This is a genomic window from Bacillus sp. SRB3LM, from assembly GCF_015712745.1.
In the GTDB taxonomy this organism is placed as follows: domain Bacteria; phylum Bacillota; class Bacilli; order Bacillales; family Bacillaceae_G; genus Bacillus_A; species Bacillus_A thuringiensis_K.
In genome coordinates this window covers 108,898-125,195 of record NZ_VWVQ01000078.1, presented here as the reverse complement: position 1 = coordinate 125,195, position 16,298 = coordinate 108,898, and the positions used below count along the sequence as shown (strand labels likewise).

The window sequence follows — 16,298 nt, the reverse complement described above, 5'->3', positions numbered from 1 at the left end:
CCTTTCTAACATAACGCTGTATCTATCATAGCAAATAGCATATTACGATTTCCAGGAAGTCGGCTACCATTTTTTATCATAAGCGGTGAAAGGAGCGTTTCTTGGAAATTTTCTGTTTGAAGAAATTTACGAAATGTAAATTGTGAGTGTGGGACATCAATTCGTACTATACCATTCCAACATTCACATATCTTTTTTAATAATTGAATAGCATCTTTTTCTTGCTTGGCGATAAGTGGATTGATACATAATATATTGCCCTTTTGTATGCATAATGAAAAAGCTTCTATACAGTTATTTCTTTCAATTTTAAAAGAGTGTACGGCCCTTGGTAGTAGCAAAGAGTAAAGTAGAGAACGATTCATACCAGTTGCAATTTGATCGAGAGAAGTAAGAGATATAAGGTCTTCTTCTTGTACTTCTTGTAAGTGAGAAGGGTCCGTCTTAATAGTTTGCTTTTCAAAACGATGAATCTTTGTTGCTGTTTGAAATCCGCATGATGTGTATAGAGGTTCGCCAGCTTTTGTCGCAATAAGTGCAATGGGTTGTTTTGGATGAATTTGTTCCAAGCAATGATTTAGCAACATGCGCCCTATTCCTCGTTCTTGAAAATTAGGGTGAACGATTAACATACCAATGGAAGCGAAGTTACGTGTAAAGGGAAATACTCCTCCAGTCGCAATGAGTTTGTTTTCATGAATGTAACCTACAAGTGTGCCGATAGAAAGATACATTTCGAATTGTTTTTTCATAAAAATTTCATCGTGTAACCATCCAACAGATTTGCAAAGATTAAGTAATTCAAAAATAAAAGACTCATTTAGCTTTACTATTTTCATAAAGGCTCACCGCATTTCTATTTATTTTCATAAAAATAGAGTCAAAATGTAAAAAAGAGATTTAGGTTAATAAATGAAATCCAACTTGTTTATATTTAAATTGTAAAGGGCGGGATGATTGATACCAAAAGACAAAGTTATACAAATTATAACTGATATTTACATAAGTTAACAAAAAATTTACATACAGCTAATTTTCTCTTAATAGTCTTCCATTAAATTTGATAGTGGGAAATGAATAACCTAATTAGGGGGACAAGACAGTGAAAAAGTTTGTGAAAAAAGCATGGCCATTTGCAGTTGTGGCATCATTAGCAGTTACTTCGGTAGCAACATGGAATTTTACTCGTTCTAGTGAGGTTAATGCAGATGAGAACGGAAGCAATGCAAAGATTAAAAATGTTATCGTATTAATTGGGGATGGTATGGGCCCTTCATATATGACGGCTCACCGTTATATGAAAGATAATCCGAAAACCTTTGAAATGGAATCTACAGAATTTGATAAGCATCTTGTAGGAACACAAAAAACATACCCAGAAGATGAACATGAAAATATTACAGACTCTGCATCGGCAGCAACAGCTATGTCAGCAGGGATTAAAACATATAATGCTGCAATTGCAGTTGATAATGATAAAGCGGAAGTGAAAACAGTTCTTGAGCAAGCGAAAGAAAAAGGGAAATCAACGGGACTCGTTGCAACTTCTGAAATTACACATGCAACACCAGCTGCTTTCGGTGCGCATGACATTAGCCGTAAAAATATGGACGCAATTGCAAATGATTATTTTGATGAGAAAATTAAAGGGAAGCATAAGGTAGATGTTATGCTTGGCGGCGGCGTAAAGAACTTTGTTAGAAAAGATCGTAATCTTACAGAAGAGTTTAAGAAATCTGGTTATAGCTATGTAACGGATAGAGATCAATTGTTAAATGATAAAAATAATCAAATTCTTGGTTTATTTGCACCAGGTGGATTAGATAAAATGATTGACCGTAATGAAAAAACACCTTCATTAGAAGAAATGACTAATGCAGCAATTGAGCGTTTGAACAAAAATAAAAATGGTTTCTTCTTAATGGTGGAAGGAAGTCAAATCGACTGGGCTGGACATGATAATGATATTGTTGGTGCAATGAGTGAAATGGAAGACTTCGAAAAAGCTTTCAAAGCAGCGATTGAGTTTGCGAAAAAAGATAAAAATACGTTAGTTGTTGCAACGGCAGATCACGCTACTGGTGGCTTATCTTTAGGTGCCAATGGCGAGTATAACTTTAAAGTAGAACCAATTAAAGCTGCAAAGCGCACACCAGACTTTATGGCAAATGAGATTGCAAAAGGTGCAAATGTAGAAGAAACATTGAAAAAGTATATTGATTTACAATTAACTCCAGAAGAAATTCAAGCTGTAAATGATATAGCTCCGTCAAAAGATGTAACAAAGATTGATAATGCAATTGAAGATATTTTCAATAAGCGCTCGGTTACAGGCTGGACAACGGGTGGACATACAGGGGAAGATGTGAACGTGTATGCATTTGGTCCAGGTAAATACTTGTTCTCTGGCGTTCAAGAGAATACAAATATAGCGAAACGTGTCTTTGATATTGTTGGCGGTGGCGATCCGAATAAAGGAAGACGCTAATTAAGAGCGAAAGTGAGGCGAAATGCCTCACTTTTCTTTTTAGGAGTTGGGAATATGGAAAAATTATTTAGAAAATTAAGGTTCCTTTTAGTATTTGTAGTATTACTAGTTGGATGTCAACAAGAAGAGAATAACGTAGAACAAAAATCTACTACTAAAAAAACTGAGGAAAAGGTACAAATACCAAAAGAAGAAGAGAGATCTATTCAAGATGTTATTAATGCATTTGTGCGAACGACGAATGAAAAAAATCTTGCAGAACATATGGAGTTATTTTCAAAGAAGATGCCTAGTGCCGAAGACTTAAAAATACAAAAAGAAGCCGCATTTCAAAAGGGAAATAAGAAAATTGAATTGGAACATATAGATATGAAAGTTAGTAAAGTAGGGTATGTTATTGTTGAAACGAAAGAAAAGGAAGTAGACGACAGCATTACTCTTCAAAAGAAAGTACAGTATGCCCTTGGAAAAGAAGAGGATAAATGGAAGATTGAAGAGGTTCGAATAATAGAGAAAAAATAACGTGAAACTTTAATAAGTGTAGGAGTCATATTTCCCAAAATGGTATAAAAAAAGGTTCTCATTGGCGAGAACCTTTTTTTATAGTGGTAGCATAATTTGATTTGAGCATGCCTCAATATCATCAATATCTTGACGAATTGTGGCCATTTTATTATCAAGATCTTCAGCTTTCATTGCTGCATCATGTAGTTCATCTTTTAAATACTCCGGTATTTTCCCTTCATATTTATAATAAAGTTTGTGTTCTAAACTTGCCCAAAAGTCCATTGCCAGTGTACGTAACTGAATTTCTGCAAATACATCTTTTGTACCAGAATTTAATGATAAAGGGTATTTAATAATCATGTGTAAACTTTTATATCCGTTTCGTTTTGGGTTAGCGATATAATCTTTTACTTCTATGACTTCCATATCTTCGCGTTTTTGAATGACTTCTTTCAAATGATAGATATCTTCTACGAAGCAACATGTAATACGAATACCAATAATATCTTGTAAATGTGTTTGAGCGTTTTCAACTGTTGGTAATAAGCTTTTGCGCTCTAGTTTTTTAATAATACTCTCAGGTTGTTTTAGTCTTGTTTTTATATGTTCAAACGGGTTGTAATCCTCTAGAAATTGAGCTTCCCGGTTCATAATTTCAAATTTAGTTTTTAACTCTTCTAAAGCAAATGTATATGGTAATACAAAAGCTTTCCAGTAGTTAACTGTTGATTGATTATATTCCATTTATATACACACCTTTTCCTATTTGCAAGTGAGGTCGTTATTATACTAAATACCAAATCATATAAGCGCAAGCAGCAAATGATGAGATCATAAAGCGATATTTAGTTTTCATACTTTCAACTCCTTTCGAGTAAGATTTTATATAAATAAACGTGATTGTTAATAAGTTCACTATGTACAGTTTCTATAGTAATAGATTCGTGTGAATTTCGTATGAACTAATTGTTTCAGCTTTTTGTCTTTTTTGCTGTTAATCATAATTATTATTCGAATTTAAAGTGTTTTTATTTTATTTATCTATTTGTATAAATTAATGTATATTTAAATTTATAGTTAAATTTATAGTTATTGAGGAGGATATATGGTGAACTTTGAAGAATTAGCAATTGCTAGACGTTCTGCAATGAAATTTATACAAGGTATAGAAATCTCTAATGAGGACTTTAAAAAAATATTTGAGTTAACTAAGCTTTCTCCATCTTGCTATAATTTGCAGCACACACATTATGTTGTAATTCGTGATCAAGAGCGAAAAGAAAGATTAAAAGAATTAGCTTTCGGTCAATATAAAGTATCGAGTGCATCAGCGGTAGTGCTCGTTTGTGGTGATAAAAAAGCATACCAAAATGTTGAAAATATTTACTTCGGTATGAAAGTTTTAAAAATGATTGATGAATGTGAATATGAAGATACAATTAGGCAAACGAAAGGTTTATATGAAGGAAAAGGAGAGCGTTTCATGGAGGATGAAGCGATTAGAAATGCTTCGTTAAGCGCGATGACTTTTATGTACGCAGCTAAATATTATGGCTATGATACATGTCCAATGATTGGTTTCGATGAAAAAGCAGTACAAAGTGAATTAAATATGCCGGAGCATATAGTACCTGTTTTAATGATTACGATAGGAAAAAGTGATACGACTAAAACTCGCCCACGAGGATATCGAAAGCCGATTAGTGAGTTTGTTACATACGAAACATTTTAATACAAAGCATAGATTACTTAAACAAAAGGGTTCTATTTAGACCCTTTTGTTTTGTAATTGACAAATAGAATGAAGTTATATAATATATAAATCGTAATCATTACGTTTTAGTTTGCAATCTTAAAAAGAAAGGAGAATTACATATGCGTGTAAATATTACACTAGCTTGTACGGAGTGCGGTGATCGTAATTACATTTCTAAAAAAAATAAACGAAACAATCCAGAGCGCATCGAACTAAAAAAATATTGTCCACGATTAAAGCGAGTAACGTTGCATCGTGAGACGAAGTAGAAGACTAGAGATATCTCTAGTCTTTTTTTGTTTATATTTTTTGGTTGTGTTTGTTATAATTACCTTAAATTGTAATAAAGGGAGCGGTATGATGAATCAAAAAGATAAAGAAAGAAAAGAGCAGGTGGCTCATATTATTAACATTCCAGATGATTATAGGCTTGTTGTAGATGATCAAGAAGGTGTGGATGACCCATATCATCTATTATGGTGGGAGCATAAAGCGGATGAGGAGAGAACAATACAGATTACGTTGAATAGACATACTGGTAGTTTAGTTGACCTTAGGATAGAGGATGAAAAAGCTTTTTCGAGCGGTGAGGAAGCGATAGAGGAAAATAAAGCAAGAGCGATTGCAAATACATTCTTAAAAAATATACAAAAGAAGGATCTGAATTTTATACATATGTAACTGTTAAGGATGACAGGCGCAGTTGGAAAGAAGTAAATTATATGCAAGAAGTGAATGGCTATCCATTGCCGAATACAGGGTGTGTTGTGCGAGTTCATCCTCCAGGAAATATTGTGAATTTCCATTATAATGGACAAAAAGCGATAGAGAAAAAGCCGTCATGGCCAAGTGAAATTGTTGAGGAGAATGTCGTTTTAGAAAATTTGAAAGCTAGACAAGATATGAGACTTGTATTTGTAGATTTAACATACTCTTCGTGGGAGTATGAAAACGGGGAAGAAGTAAAAGGGTACCATCTTGTATATGAACCAGAGCCTAGTCATGCATTTATTGATGCAAGTACAGGCAAAGATTTATACGGGCCAGAACATTATAAATTACCTTCTACAGTACTTGTTGATAAACCGCTAAAGAGTAGTCAAAAAAAAGATGTGTTTGATTTATTTGATTGGGGCAAGGGGAAGTTTGTCAAAATAGATGAAAAAGTAGATGAGGATGAAGTCCGGATAAAATTTGTATTAAAAGAAGAATTACAAAAAGAAATAGAAGAGAAGGATTCATATTCAATGGATGAGTTTTATAAAAAACATTTTCCAATGTTGAAACATGATGAATTCGTTGTAATTACTCTAGATAAAGAAACAAATCAATTGCTTTCTTTTTTTATGTGGAAGGATGAGAAAAAAAGGAAAACAATCTTATCAAGAGAGCAATGTTTAAGCAAGGCACTTCAATTTTTAGAGCATATTATCCCAGATGCGACAAAGTATGTTCAACTTTGGGATAATTATGAGGAGGAAGAGGGGATAGAGAGGTTTTCCTTTTCAATCTATGTAAATGACATTCATGTAGAGCGGAAATATATTATGATCAACATCAATGCAGAAAATGGTGCTGTGATGCACTACTCTGGAGAGTGTGGCAACTTTATAAAAGAATTACTTACATATGAAACAACACCAAAAGTAACAAAAGAAAAAGCATTAGAAATATACAGAGAGGCTATCCGAGTTAAATTAGAATGGTTTGTAGATCATGATGCAGAGGAAACGGTATATCAATTGCTGTATAAACAAACAACGGATGAGAATTATAAAGAGTTCTTCGACGGTAGTCGAGAAATTCGTTATATTGATGCCAAAACTGGGAGAAAGATTTGGAGTAAGTAAAATAAAAAGAGTTATTTTTCAAAGAAAATAACTCTTTTTATTTTTATACTTTGCCTGTTCGTTTTTCAAAAGTAAATGTGATAGGAAGATGGGAAGAAGAATTATCACTTTTAAATATTACGTTCCATTCTTTAGTATGGGCTTTAATTTCAAAATTAAGAAGATTCATCGCTCTACGTTTATCTATTTCTAAAAACATATTATGAATTTCTGGTTCTTGCTGTAAATTAAAAGCTTTTAGTGTGACTGTAAATGTGAAGAAATTCTGCCCTTCATATACAATTTTTGATATTTTTGTTTTTTGTGTATTTAACAGTATATAAAAACGGTCTGATGGAGTTAATTGTACAGAGTCATCAGTAATTTCATTCTCGCTATTATGAAGTTCAACTAAGAAAGATGTACTATGGGAAGAATCTTTTTTGCTTGTAATCTGTAATTCAGTAGGAATCATCGGTATTTCATAAAAATCATTCCTTATTATGTTATTATAATCCTCTGAAAATTTACGGACTTCTTTTGGAAAAGAGTCTTCTTGTGTACTTAAAAAAGTTTTATGTTGATTTGGAGTTTTTTTACTAAAATTTAATGTTTCTTTAAAGTAATAATTGGAACCAGTTAAAAATAAAAAACTACAAATTAATAAAAAAATTCGATACGGATTTTGAAAGTGAAAGAACAGTAGTATACATGTAATAATTCCAATTACATAGAAAATAAAGAAAAGTAGTTCTAGTTTTGAGTGAAACGAGAAACCATAGTTATGAAAAAAATTTATTCCAGTTATAATTTGAGCTCCAAAAAATAAAGAAATTCCAAATTGAAAAAATAATAAATCCGGCCCTCTTTTAATAACAAAAGTAATGAACGAAATGAAAAGTAAAAATACCCCTAAATAAATTGTTACATTTAATAATCTATCTAATGTAATCATGAATAGTGTCCCCTTTAATAGCATATTCATATAAATAACAATTTTATTTAATTATAATATAACGATAAAATATTTTAAATGTTGGAAGTGTTGAGTTTTATAAATAAACTGTACAGACACAAACAACCTCACGCCCACATACACATAATAAAGACCACTATTTTGGCGGAGGTGAAAGGTTTGAGTCTATTCGCCGCAATTGGATACATGGTTCGAGAAGTGTTTGTCTTTGTTTCTTATGTAAAGAATAATGCGTTCCCGCAGCCGTTATCATCAGATGATGAGAGAAAGTACTTAGAGTTAATGGAGCAAGGTGATGCTCAAGCGAGAAATCTTTTAATTGAACATAATTTACGGCTTGTAGCTCATATCGTTAAAAAATTTGAGAACACAGGAGAAGATGCAGAAGATTTAATTTCAATTGGTACGATCGGGCTCATTAAAGCGATCGAGAGCTATTCTGCAGGAAAGGGAACGAAGCTTGCGACGTATGCAGCACGCTGTATTGAAAATGAAATTTTGATGCATTTACGTGTACTAAAGAAAACGAAAAAAGATGTTTCACTTCATGATCCAATCGGGCAAGATAAAGAGGGCAATGAAATATCGCTTATTGATATATTAAAATCAGAGTCTGAAGATGTAATTGATATGATTCAGCTTAGTATGGAGTTAGAAAAAATTAAAGAGTATATCGATATTTTAGACGAAAGAGAAAAAGAAGTGATTGTGAAACGTTTTGGACTTGGGCTAGATAAGGAGAAAACACAGCGGGAAATCGCTAAGGCACTTGGTATTTCTAGAAGCTACGTATCACGGATCGAAAAGCGTGCTTTAATGAAAATGTTCCACGAGTTTGTAAGGGCAGAGAAAGAGAAAAAAGCGAAAGAGTAAAGTGTATTAGAAGCAGCCATATTTTAAAATGGGCTGCTTTTCTTATTGTAAATAAGAAAAGAAAACGCGTTATGCTAAGAAGAAATACATGTTCACTGTTGAAAATGACGGATTCTATCTGTAATATTAGAAGGTGCTAAATAATTTAAGAATAATACCATACTTAGTTTTCTGTATGTATAATAAGGCTGCTTTATATGATATGTGGGAATAAGAACCAATTTTACATATGATATAGAAAGAAAAGAAGGGAAAACTAAAGTTATAGACTGATTAGGGGGTTTCGCAATTTGCGACGTACATTATATCGACTTATGATAGAACTTACAAATGGTCGCTTTACTTCTTATATATTACGTAAATTTGCACAATCTCGTTTGAGCTCTATCATTATTCCATCGTATGCGAAAGTTTTTCAAATTAATCAAGATGAGATGGAAAAGGGTTTGAAGGAATATAGAACATTGCATGAATTATTTACGCGTAAGCTAAAAGAAGGAAAGCGTAGCATTGATGCAGATGCATCGAGTATCGTTAGTCCTGTTGATGGTGTTTTTGCAGATCATGGTCCTATTGAGGATACAAAAACATTTGATATTAAAGGAAAGCGTTATTCGATTGTGGATATGCTAGGTAATGAAGAACGTGCACAGCGATATGCAGGTGGTACATATATGGTTATTTATTTAAGCCCAAGTCATTATCATCGTATTCATAGTCCGCTTTCTGGTTCTGTGACTGAAAGATTTGTACTCGGTAGAAAATCATATCCGGTAAATGCAGCTGGTATGGAATACGGGAAAGAACCACTGTCAAAAAATTATCGTTCTGTTACAGAAGTAAGCAGTGATGGCGAGCATATGGCTCTTGTAAAAGTAGGTGCCATGTTTGTTAATAGTATTGAGCTTTTGCATGAGAGAGACACTGTTCAAAAAGGTGAAGAAATGGCATACTTTACATTTGGTTCAACAGTTGTGTTATTGTTTGAAAAAGATATGATAGAAGTAGTGCAGGAATTAAAGAGTGGACAAGAGCTTCGTCTTGGTGAAAAAATAGCTACTCGCTTAGCTCATAAATAAAGAAAAGCTTTTATAACCGTAAGTAAGAGTTATGGGCAAAGATACTTAATGATGAAATCCCCTAGATGGGAGTACTTGTTTATTCGAGAGCCATCGTAGGATGGCTCTTTTTACAGGGCATCCAATAATGTATCCTTTAACTGTTTAACTGGTACGGGCTGATTAAACTTTCACTCTATATGTAATCAAGATGATTTGACAAGCTTGTCCTCTAATGAGCGTCTAATGATTTCTTGTTTTATAAGTAAAATGAAGTCGGGATTTAATTTTAGTTCTTTTGCTTTATAATAAGACTCAGTGAGTAACTCAGTGGATAACTGTTCCATATGTTTTGTTTTCAAGGTGAGTCACCTCCTAATAATATAAGGATTGATTCGTTGATGCATTTAATGTACCAAAAAAATATGACAGCCACAAACGAGTGGTTATCCACATACCTAGGTGGATAAAGTGTGTATAGTTTGTTAGTAAATTCCAAATTAACTGAAAAATTAATGTGGAAAATGTGTACAATTTTATCCACAGGTTATATATCGAAAAATGTTGTCGAAAAATTTTATGAAAAATCCTCAAAGAGGTGAAAGAAATTGAAACTATTTTTACCAAATGAATATGTAAAAAATGTATATCATGTTCAACCAGAAGATTTAAAAAAACGTGGGATTAAAGGCGTTATTACTGACTTAGATAACACTTTAATTGAATGGGATCGTCCTAATGCAACGCCGCAACTTGAAAAATGGTTCTTGGAGATGAAAGAGCAAGGCATCCAAGTAACGGTCGTTTCAAATAATAATGAGCAACGTGTGAAAGATTTTGCTGATCCATTAGGTATTCCATTTATTCATAGTGCACGTAAACCATTTGTTCGCGCATTTAAGCGTGCGATACAAGAGATGCGTTTGCAGCCAGATGAAGTTGTAGTAATTGGAGATCAGTTACTGACTGACGTGCTTGGTGGAAACCGAGTAGGCCTTCATACAATTTTAGTTGTACCGGTGGCACAAACGGACGGATTAGTAACGCGCTTTAATCGAAAAATCGAACGAAGAATTATGAAAAACATGAAGAAAAAAGGTTTAATTAACTGGGAGGAATAAAGTTTGACTGAAACAATTAAATGTATTGGTTGCGGTGTAGAAATTCAAACAGAAAATAAAAACGAAGTGGGGTATGCTCCTGCCTCATCTTTAGAAAAAGAACAAGTCATTTGCCAACGCTGTTTTCGCTTGAAACATTATAACGAAATTCAAGATGTATCGTTAACAGATGATGACTTCCTACGCATTTTAAATGGAATTGGAAAATCAGATGCATTAGTAGTCAAAATTGTAGATATTTTTGATTTTAATGGTAGCTGGTTACCTGGCTTACATCGTTTCGTAGGAAATAATAAAGTATTACTTGTTGGAAATAAAGCTGATTTAATTCCAAAGTCAGTAAAACATGATAAAGTAAAGCATTGGATGCGCTATAGTGCAAAGCAGCTAGGATTAAAACCAGAAGATGTCTTTTTAATTAGTGCAGCGAAGGGACAAGGAATTGCTGAACTAGCAGAGGCTATTGAGTATTATCGCGGCGGCAAAGATGTTTATGTTGTTGGATGTACGAATGTAGGGAAATCGACATTTATTAATCGTATGATTAAAGAATTTAGTGATGAGACTGAAAATGTAATTACAACATCTCATTTCCCAGGAACAACACTTGATTTAATTGATATCCCGTTAGATGAAGAATCTTCTTTATATGATACGCCAGGTATTATTAACCACCATCAAATGGCTCACTATGTTGGAAAACAAAGCTTAAAGCTTATTACACCAACAAAAGAAATTAAGCCGATGGTGTTCCAATTAAATGAAGAACAAACATTGTTCTTTAGTGGACTGGCACGTTTTGATTATGTAAGTGGTGGTCGTCGTGCATTTACTTGTCACTTCTCGAATCGTTTAACAATCCATCGTACAAAGCTTGAGAAAGCAGATGAATTATATAAAAATCATGCTGGAGATTTACTAAGCCCGCCAACACCAGAAGAATTAGAAAATATGCCAGATCTAGTGAAATACGAGTTTAATATTCGTGAACCAAAAACGGATGTTGTATTCTCTGGATTAGGATGGGTTACTGTGAACGAACCGGGAGCAAAAATTGTTGCACACGTACCAAAAGGAGTAAGTGTTTCATTGCGTAAATCTTTAATTTAATATGGAGAGGGATTTATGAAACAATTATATGGTGTAATCGGAAATCCAATTGGACATTCACTATCACCCGTTATGCATAACGATGCATTTGAACACTTGAATATGGATGCCCATTATCATGCCTTTCTTGTTAAAGAGGAAGAGCTAGGGGAAGCAGTAAGAGGTTTAAAAGCATTAGGTATTTCAGGATTTAATGTAACAACTCCGCACAAAGTTGCGATTATGGATTATTTGGATGAGATTGACCCGCTAGCAAAACAAATTGGTGCGGTAAATACAGTGGTTCATAAGGGTGGAAAGTTGATTGGCTACAATACAGATGGAATTGGTTTTGTCCGAGCATTGCAGTCCGTTAGTAGTGAACCACTTCAAGAGAAACGTATTTTATTGCTTGGCGCAGGTGGTGCTAGTCGAGCGATTTATTTTTCTCTTGCCGATGTAGGTGTGAAAGAGATTGATGTAGCCAATCGTACAGTAGATAAGGCGAAAGAACTTATTGTTGCATGTACGGCTACTGTTCATTCTGTTCCTTTATCTTTAGAAAAAGCAACAGAAGAGCAAGGGAATTATGATATTATCATTCAGACGACAACGATAGGTATGCATCCACGCGTTGAACATACGCCGTTACAAATTTCTTCGTTAAAAAAAGGAACGATTGTATCAGATATAATTTATAACCCATTTGAAACGAAAATTTTATGCGAGGCGAAAGAGCAAGGTGCAATCATTCAAAATGGTATTGATATGTTTGTTTATCAAGGTGCACTTGCGTTTGAAATGTGGACAGGCCGCGCACCAAATATCGAACGAATGAAACAATTAGTTATAGAAAAGCTTGGAGGCTAACATATATGTTAACAGGAAAACAAAAAAGATTTTTACGTGCACAAGCACATCATTTAACACCAATTTTTCAAGTAGGAAAAGGCGGAGTAAATGAAAATATGATTAAACAAATCGCAGATACTTTAGAAGCTCGTGAGCTATTTAAAGTAAGTGTGCTACAGAACTGTGAATTCGATCGCCGTGAGGTTGCAGAAGAACTTGCAAAAGGTGCACGTGCTGAAATCGTTCAAGTAATTGGAAGCACAATCGTTTTATACAAAGAATCAAGAGAAAATAAACAAATTAAGCTTCCTCGATAAAAAGACTAGCATGCGCTATTTTTATTGCTGATGCGTAATGATGTACAGAGCGAAACCAATTGAACTTTTATTAATAGCAACTCTCTTCATTCCTAACCGAGGAGAGTTGCTGTATGTAAAAGGAAGGGGCGTTTCTTTTGAGGAAAATTGGCATCATTGGCGGTACATTTGATCCGCCTCACTATGGACATTTGCTAATTGCAAATGAAGTATATCACGCTTTGAACTTGGAAGAAGTATGGTTCTTGCCAAACCAGATTCCGCCACATAAACAAGGGCGGAATATTACAAGTGTGGAAAGTCGTTTACATATGTTAGAGCTCGCGACTGAGGCAGAAGAACACTTTTCTATTTGTTTAGAAGAGCTAAGTAGGAAGGGCCCATCTTATACGTATGACACTATGTTACAATTGACGAAGAAGTATCCGGATGTGCAGTTTCACTTTATTATTGGTGGGGATATGGTTGAGTATTTACCGAAGTGGTATAACATTGAAGCTTTACTTAATCTTGTAACGTTTGTTGGAGTTGCAAGACCTGGGTATACATTGCATACACCATATAAGATTACTACAGTGGAAATTCCGGAATTTGCAGTTTCTTCATCCTTATTACGTGAGAGATATAAAGAGAAGAAAACGTGTAAATATTTACTTCCTGAAAAAGTACAGGTATATATCGAGAGGAATGGGTTGTATGAATCGTGAGAATGCACTGCATATTGTCAAACAACAAATGCATGAAAAACGTTATATACACACAATTGGTGTAATGGAGACAGCGATTGAGCTTGCTAAGTTATACGGTGTGGACGAGAAAAAAGCAGAGATGGCAGCTATATTCCATGATTATGCGAAATGTAGAGCAATTTCAGAAATGGAAGAGATTATTAAACGTGAAGATTTGCCGAAAGATTTACTTTGCTATAACAAAGAGTTATGGCATGCACCTGTTGGGGCATACTTAGTAGAAAAAGAAGTAGGCATTACGGATTCTGAAATTTTGCAAGCTATTACATATCATACAAGTGGTCATGAGAATATGACGATGTTAGATAAAGTGATTTATGTAGCTGATTACATTGAACCTGGGCGAAAGTTTCCAGGAGTGGAAGAGGCTCGTAAACTCGCATATACGGATATAAATCAAGCTTTATTATTTGCGTTAAAGAGAACAATTCAATTTTTAATGGAAAAAGATCAGACGATTTATCCATTAACATTCCAAACATACAATGCAGTTATCAAGGAGGAAATGAGTAAATGAACGATAAAGATTTATTAGTATTAGCGGCAAAAGCAGCTGATGATAAGAGAGCAGAAGATATGGTTGTCCTAAATATGCAAGGTATTTCACCAATTGCAGATTATTTCATTATTTGTCACGGAAATTCAGACAAACAAGTGCAAGCAATTGCACGTGAAATTAAATCAAAAGCACATGAGTTCCAAATCGACGTACAACGTATGGAAGGATTTGACGAAGCACGTTGGGTATTAGTTGATCTTGGAGATGTAGTTGCTCATGTATTCCATAAAGATGAGCGTAATCACTATAATTTAGAGCGTCTATGGGGCGATGTGCCACGTGAAGATATTACAGAAGAGTTAGGCAAATGAAATACGAACAATTTGCATTGTTGTACGACGAACTAATGAATGATGTCCCTTATGATAAATGGGTGGAATTTACAGAGGAAAGTTTACAGCAGGCAGATATGAAAGAGGCAAAAATTCTTGATGTAGCATGCGGTACGGGTAATGTAACCCTGCCGCTTGTGCAAAAGGGTTACGATTTAATAGGTGTCGATCTTTCGGAAGAAATGTTAACAGTCGCTCAGCAAAAACTAGGAGGAGAGGGATACTTTATTCCTTTTTATCAACAAGACATGCGCGAGCTTGATGTTCCAGGTGAGTTTGATTGTGTAACCATCTTTTGTGATTCATTAAATTATGTATTGCAAGAAGATGGAGTACAAGAAACATTTAGAAGAGTATCTCACCATTTACGTCAAGATGGTTTGTTTTTATTTGATGTACATTCTTTATATAAAATACATCATGTATTTCAAAATGAAACGTATACAGTAAATGGAGAAGAAATATCTCTTATTTGGAATTGCTTCCCTGGTGAAGAATCAAATAGTGTAGAGCATGATTTAACATTCTTTGTTCAAGATCCGGAAGAAGATGTGTACCATCGGTTTGACGAATGTCACGTGCAACGTGCATATCAAGTGGAAGAGTTAACGAAATGGCTTGAAGAAGCAGGTTTTACAGTGCTTCGTGTAACAGGTGATTTTGAGCGACTTGAAGTTACAGAACAAACAGAGCGTATTTTCTTCATGGCGAAGAAAAACGGATAAAACAAAAGCAACCGAGAAGGTTGCTTTTGTTTTATAAAGAAGATGTATTTTTAGTTCTAGCATAATCTGAAGATTGTATGCGTAAAGTGTGGGAATAGTAGTTGAAGTGAAAATGTATTGTAAAAAAGTAAGTATTTATAAAAAGGATTTGGAATGAAAATGACGTATTTATTATGTGTGTTTATTGAATTGCTGATCAACGCATTCTAAATCTTCATCAAATTTTTCATGTGTTCGCTCAATTAACTTATGGAACATATCTCCAACGTGTTCTTCTAAAACCCGGATGCCTTCCCCAGTAACGCCGCCTTTCACGCAAACCTTTTCTTGTAAGGTAGGTAATGTGAAGATTTCTTTTTCAAGTAATTTCCCCATCCCCACGACCATTTCACTTACTAAAGTAGTAGCCTCTTCGTGTGTAATATTTGTTTTATCTACAGCAGCGTTAATGAAGCATTGTAGTAAATAACTAAAGAAAGCAGGACCGCAACTTGCTATATCAGATGAAACGCGCGTTATATCTTCTTCTATTACAAGAGGTGTCGAAATATTTTTGAATAGACGAAGTAGTTTTTGTTGCCATTCTTCAGAGCAATTATCTCCAAATGTAAATAGTGAGGCGCCAGAGAGCGCGCGATTTGTGATACTTGGAATGATACGCGCGACGTGGCAAGGTACGAGAGTCTCTAATTGTGATGGAGATATTGGACTTGTAATAGAAACTAAGCACGTGTCATCAGAAAAATGTTCAGTGTATTTTTTTAGGATAGGGTATATATCTATCGGCTTAACACAAATAAAGATCAGTTGTGATTGTTCGATTATTTCCGGGATAGTTTTTGCTATATGAACAGAAGGGTATTTTTCTTTTATATGATATGCTTTGGCAGGCGTCCGATTAATGATTGTAAGGCACGAAGGTTTGACAGCACGGGTTTCTAAAAATGCATCGATTAGTATATTCCCCATGTTTCCTGTCCCTATAATTCCTATGTTCAAAGTTTCATCCCTCCTTCGTAACAGCTTTCTCCTAAACAATATGAATGATGTTATAAATTTATGATTAG

The 16,298-nt window shown here is 34.3% G+C and carries 20 protein-coding genes and 1 pseudogene; 16 read left to right on the top strand and 5 right to left on the bottom strand.

Translation table 11 applies throughout. The features are described from left to right. Positions 1–5: 5 nt before the first annotated feature. The gene (locus F3I02_RS24320) at positions 6–839 is read right to left on the bottom strand and encodes a GNAT family N-acetyltransferase (protein WP_000706690.1); all 834 of its coding nucleotides are present in this window, start codon (positions 837–839) and stop codon (positions 6–8) included. 263 nt (positions 840–1,102) lie between these two features. Between F3I02_RS24320 and F3I02_RS24315 the strand changes: the two genes are divergently transcribed. Next, complete coding sequence (locus F3I02_RS24315) at positions 1,103–2,488, top strand: alkaline phosphatase (RefSeq protein ID WP_196478508.1); 1,386 nt, start codon at positions 1,103–1,105, stop codon at positions 2,486–2,488. Between the two features lie 54 nt (positions 2,489–2,542). After that, positions 2,543–3,010, top strand: a complete 468-nt coding sequence (locus tag F3I02_RS24310) for a hypothetical protein (protein WP_000413043.1) — start codon at positions 2,543–2,545, stop codon at positions 3,008–3,010. A 78-nt stretch (positions 3,011–3,088) separates the two neighbouring features. On the opposite strand, the gene F3I02_RS24305 is transcribed toward F3I02_RS24310, so the two are convergent. Beyond that, on the bottom strand, positions 3,089–3,739 hold the full coding sequence (locus F3I02_RS24305) for a GTP pyrophosphokinase (protein WP_000456230.1): 651 nt from the start codon (positions 3,737–3,739) through the stop codon (positions 3,089–3,091). 361 nt (positions 3,740–4,100) lie between these two features. Here F3I02_RS24305 and F3I02_RS24300 point away from each other — a divergent pair, with 361 nt between their 5' ends. The 4 genes and pseudogenes from F3I02_RS24300 (at position 4,101) to F3I02_RS35030 (ending at position 6,601) form a co-directional block, all read left to right on the top strand. Continuing rightward, positions 4,101–4,727, top strand: a complete 627-nt coding sequence (locus tag F3I02_RS24300) for a nitroreductase family protein (RefSeq protein WP_000245986.1) — start codon at positions 4,101–4,103, stop codon at positions 4,725–4,727. A 143-nt stretch (positions 4,728–4,870) separates the two neighbouring features. Beyond that, positions 4,871–5,020 carry a 50S ribosomal protein L33 gene (gene rpmG, locus F3I02_RS24295; RefSeq protein WP_001265617.1) on the top strand — a complete coding sequence of 50 codons (150 nt, stop codon included), beginning with the start codon at positions 4,871–4,873 and terminating at the stop codon, positions 5,018–5,020. 88 nt (positions 5,021–5,108) lie between these two features. Continuing rightward, positions 5,109–5,506, top strand: a pseudogene (locus tag F3I02_RS35035) (YcdB/YcdC domain-containing protein); the annotation flags it as partial. Between the two features lie 147 nt (positions 5,507–5,653). After that, positions 5,654–6,601: a YcdB/YcdC domain-containing protein gene (locus F3I02_RS35030; protein ID WP_374058661.1), complete on the top strand. Its 948-nt coding sequence runs from the start codon at positions 5,654–5,656 to the stop codon at positions 6,599–6,601. Positions 6,602–6,644: 43 nt separating this feature from the next. On the opposite strand, the gene F3I02_RS24285 is transcribed toward F3I02_RS35030, so the two are convergent. Then, a complete protein-coding gene (locus tag F3I02_RS24285; RefSeq protein ID WP_080345733.1) occupies positions 6,645–7,565 on the bottom strand; it encodes a hypothetical protein in 921 nt (306 codons plus the stop codon). A gap of 150 nt (positions 7,566–7,715) precedes the next feature. Between F3I02_RS24285 and sigK the strand changes: the two genes are divergently transcribed. After that, positions 7,716–8,429, top strand: a complete 714-nt coding sequence (gene sigK, locus F3I02_RS24280) for an RNA polymerase sporulation sigma factor SigK (protein WP_000051382.1) — start codon at positions 7,716–7,718, stop codon at positions 8,427–8,429. 290 nt (positions 8,430–8,719) lie between these two features. Beyond that, the gene (locus F3I02_RS24275; protein ID WP_001254988.1) at positions 8,720–9,508 is read left to right on the top strand and encodes a phosphatidylserine decarboxylase; all 789 of its coding nucleotides are present in this window, start codon (positions 8,720–8,722) and stop codon (positions 9,506–9,508) included. 185 nt (positions 9,509–9,693) lie between these two features. Here the strand turns inward: F3I02_RS24275 and sda are convergent, their stop codons facing one another. Continuing rightward, positions 9,694–9,849: a sporulation histidine kinase inhibitor Sda gene (gene sda, locus F3I02_RS24270; RefSeq protein ID WP_000850094.1), complete on the bottom strand. Its 156-nt coding sequence runs from the start codon at positions 9,847–9,849 to the stop codon at positions 9,694–9,696. Positions 9,850–10,095: 246 nt separating this feature from the next. On the opposite strand from sda, the gene F3I02_RS24265 reads away from it, so the two are divergent. From F3I02_RS24265 to F3I02_RS24230, 8 genes are all read left to right on the top strand, one after another. Next, complete coding sequence (locus F3I02_RS24265) at positions 10,096–10,608, top strand: YqeG family HAD IIIA-type phosphatase (protein ID WP_000765314.1); 513 nt, start codon at positions 10,096–10,098, stop codon at positions 10,606–10,608. Between the two features lie 3 nt (positions 10,609–10,611). Then, positions 10,612–11,718, top strand: a complete 1,107-nt coding sequence (yqeH, locus tag F3I02_RS24260) for a ribosome biogenesis GTPase YqeH (protein ID WP_196478507.1) — start codon at positions 10,612–10,614, stop codon at positions 11,716–11,718. A 15-nt stretch (positions 11,719–11,733) separates the two neighbouring features. Next, positions 11,734–12,567, top strand: a complete 834-nt coding sequence (aroE, locus tag F3I02_RS24255) for a shikimate dehydrogenase (RefSeq protein WP_196478506.1) — start codon at positions 11,734–11,736, stop codon at positions 12,565–12,567. A gap of 5 nt (positions 12,568–12,572) precedes the next feature. Continuing rightward, the gene (yhbY, locus tag F3I02_RS24250; protein WP_000955224.1) at positions 12,573–12,866 is read left to right on the top strand and encodes a ribosome assembly RNA-binding protein YhbY; all 294 of its coding nucleotides are present in this window, start codon (positions 12,573–12,575) and stop codon (positions 12,864–12,866) included. Between the two features lie 137 nt (positions 12,867–13,003). After that, a complete protein-coding gene (gene nadD, locus F3I02_RS24245; protein WP_001226048.1) occupies positions 13,004–13,573 on the top strand; it encodes a nicotinate-nucleotide adenylyltransferase in 570 nt (189 codons plus the stop codon). After that, the gene (gene yqeK / locus F3I02_RS24240) at positions 13,563–14,132 is read left to right on the top strand and encodes a bis(5'-nucleosyl)-tetraphosphatase (symmetrical) YqeK (RefSeq protein ID WP_001078477.1); all 570 of its coding nucleotides are present in this window, start codon (positions 13,563–13,565) and stop codon (positions 14,130–14,132) included. The genes nadD and yqeK overlap by 11 nt, the downstream gene beginning before the upstream one ends. After that, complete coding sequence (gene rsfS / locus F3I02_RS24235) at positions 14,129–14,485, top strand: ribosome silencing factor (protein WP_196478505.1); 357 nt, start codon at positions 14,129–14,131, stop codon at positions 14,483–14,485. Before yqeK ends, rsfS begins: the two co-directional genes overlap by 4 nt. Then, positions 14,482–15,231: a methyltransferase domain-containing protein gene (locus F3I02_RS24230; protein WP_196478504.1), complete on the top strand. Its 750-nt coding sequence runs from the start codon at positions 14,482–14,484 to the stop codon at positions 15,229–15,231. The genes rsfS and F3I02_RS24230 overlap by 4 nt, the downstream gene beginning before the upstream one ends. Positions 15,232–15,402: 171 nt before the next feature. Here F3I02_RS24230 and comER read toward each other — a convergent pair whose 3' ends face one another. Further along, positions 15,403–16,230: a late competence protein ComER gene (gene comER, locus F3I02_RS24225; protein ID WP_001020553.1), complete on the bottom strand. Its 828-nt coding sequence runs from the start codon at positions 16,228–16,230 to the stop codon at positions 15,403–15,405. Positions 16,231–16,298 lie beyond the last annotated feature (68 nt).

Bases quoted from the DNA above. Each gene is read 5' to 3' on its own strand.
- rsfS (WP_196478505.1), top strand. From the start codon at position 14,129: ATGAACGATAAAGATTTATTAGTATTAGCGGCAAAAGCAGCTGATGAT.
- F3I02_RS24300 (WP_000245986.1), top strand. From the start codon at position 4,101: ATGGTGAACTTTGAAGAATTAGCAATTGCTAGACGTTCTGCAATGAAA.
- F3I02_RS24230 (WP_196478504.1), top strand. From the start codon at position 14,482: ATGAAATACGAACAATTTGCATTGTTGTACGACGAACTAATGAATGAT.
- yqeK (WP_001078477.1), top strand. From the start codon at position 13,563: ATGAATCGTGAGAATGCACTGCATATTGTCAAACAACAAATGCATGAA.
- F3I02_RS24320 (WP_000706690.1), bottom strand. From the start codon at position 839: ATGAAAATAGTAAAGCTAAATGAGTCTTTTATTTTTGAATTACTTAAT.
- F3I02_RS35030 (WP_374058661.1), top strand. From the start codon at position 5,654: ATGAGACTTGTATTTGTAGATTTAACATACTCTTCGTGGGAGTATGAA.
- aroE (WP_196478506.1), top strand. From the start codon at position 11,734: ATGAAACAATTATATGGTGTAATCGGAAATCCAATTGGACATTCACTA.
- yhbY (WP_000955224.1), top strand. From the start codon at position 12,573: ATGTTAACAGGAAAACAAAAAAGATTTTTACGTGCACAAGCACATCAT.
- F3I02_RS24305 (WP_000456230.1), bottom strand. From the start codon at position 3,739: ATGGAATATAATCAATCAACAGTTAACTACTGGAAAGCTTTTGTATTA.
- F3I02_RS24310 (WP_000413043.1), top strand. From the start codon at position 2,543: ATGGAAAAATTATTTAGAAAATTAAGGTTCCTTTTAGTATTTGTAGTA.
- F3I02_RS24285 (WP_080345733.1), bottom strand. From the start codon at position 7,565: ATGAATATGCTATTAAAGGGGACACTATTCATGATTACATTAGATAGA.
- rpmG (WP_001265617.1), top strand. From the start codon at position 4,871: ATGCGTGTAAATATTACACTAGCTTGTACGGAGTGCGGTGATCGTAAT.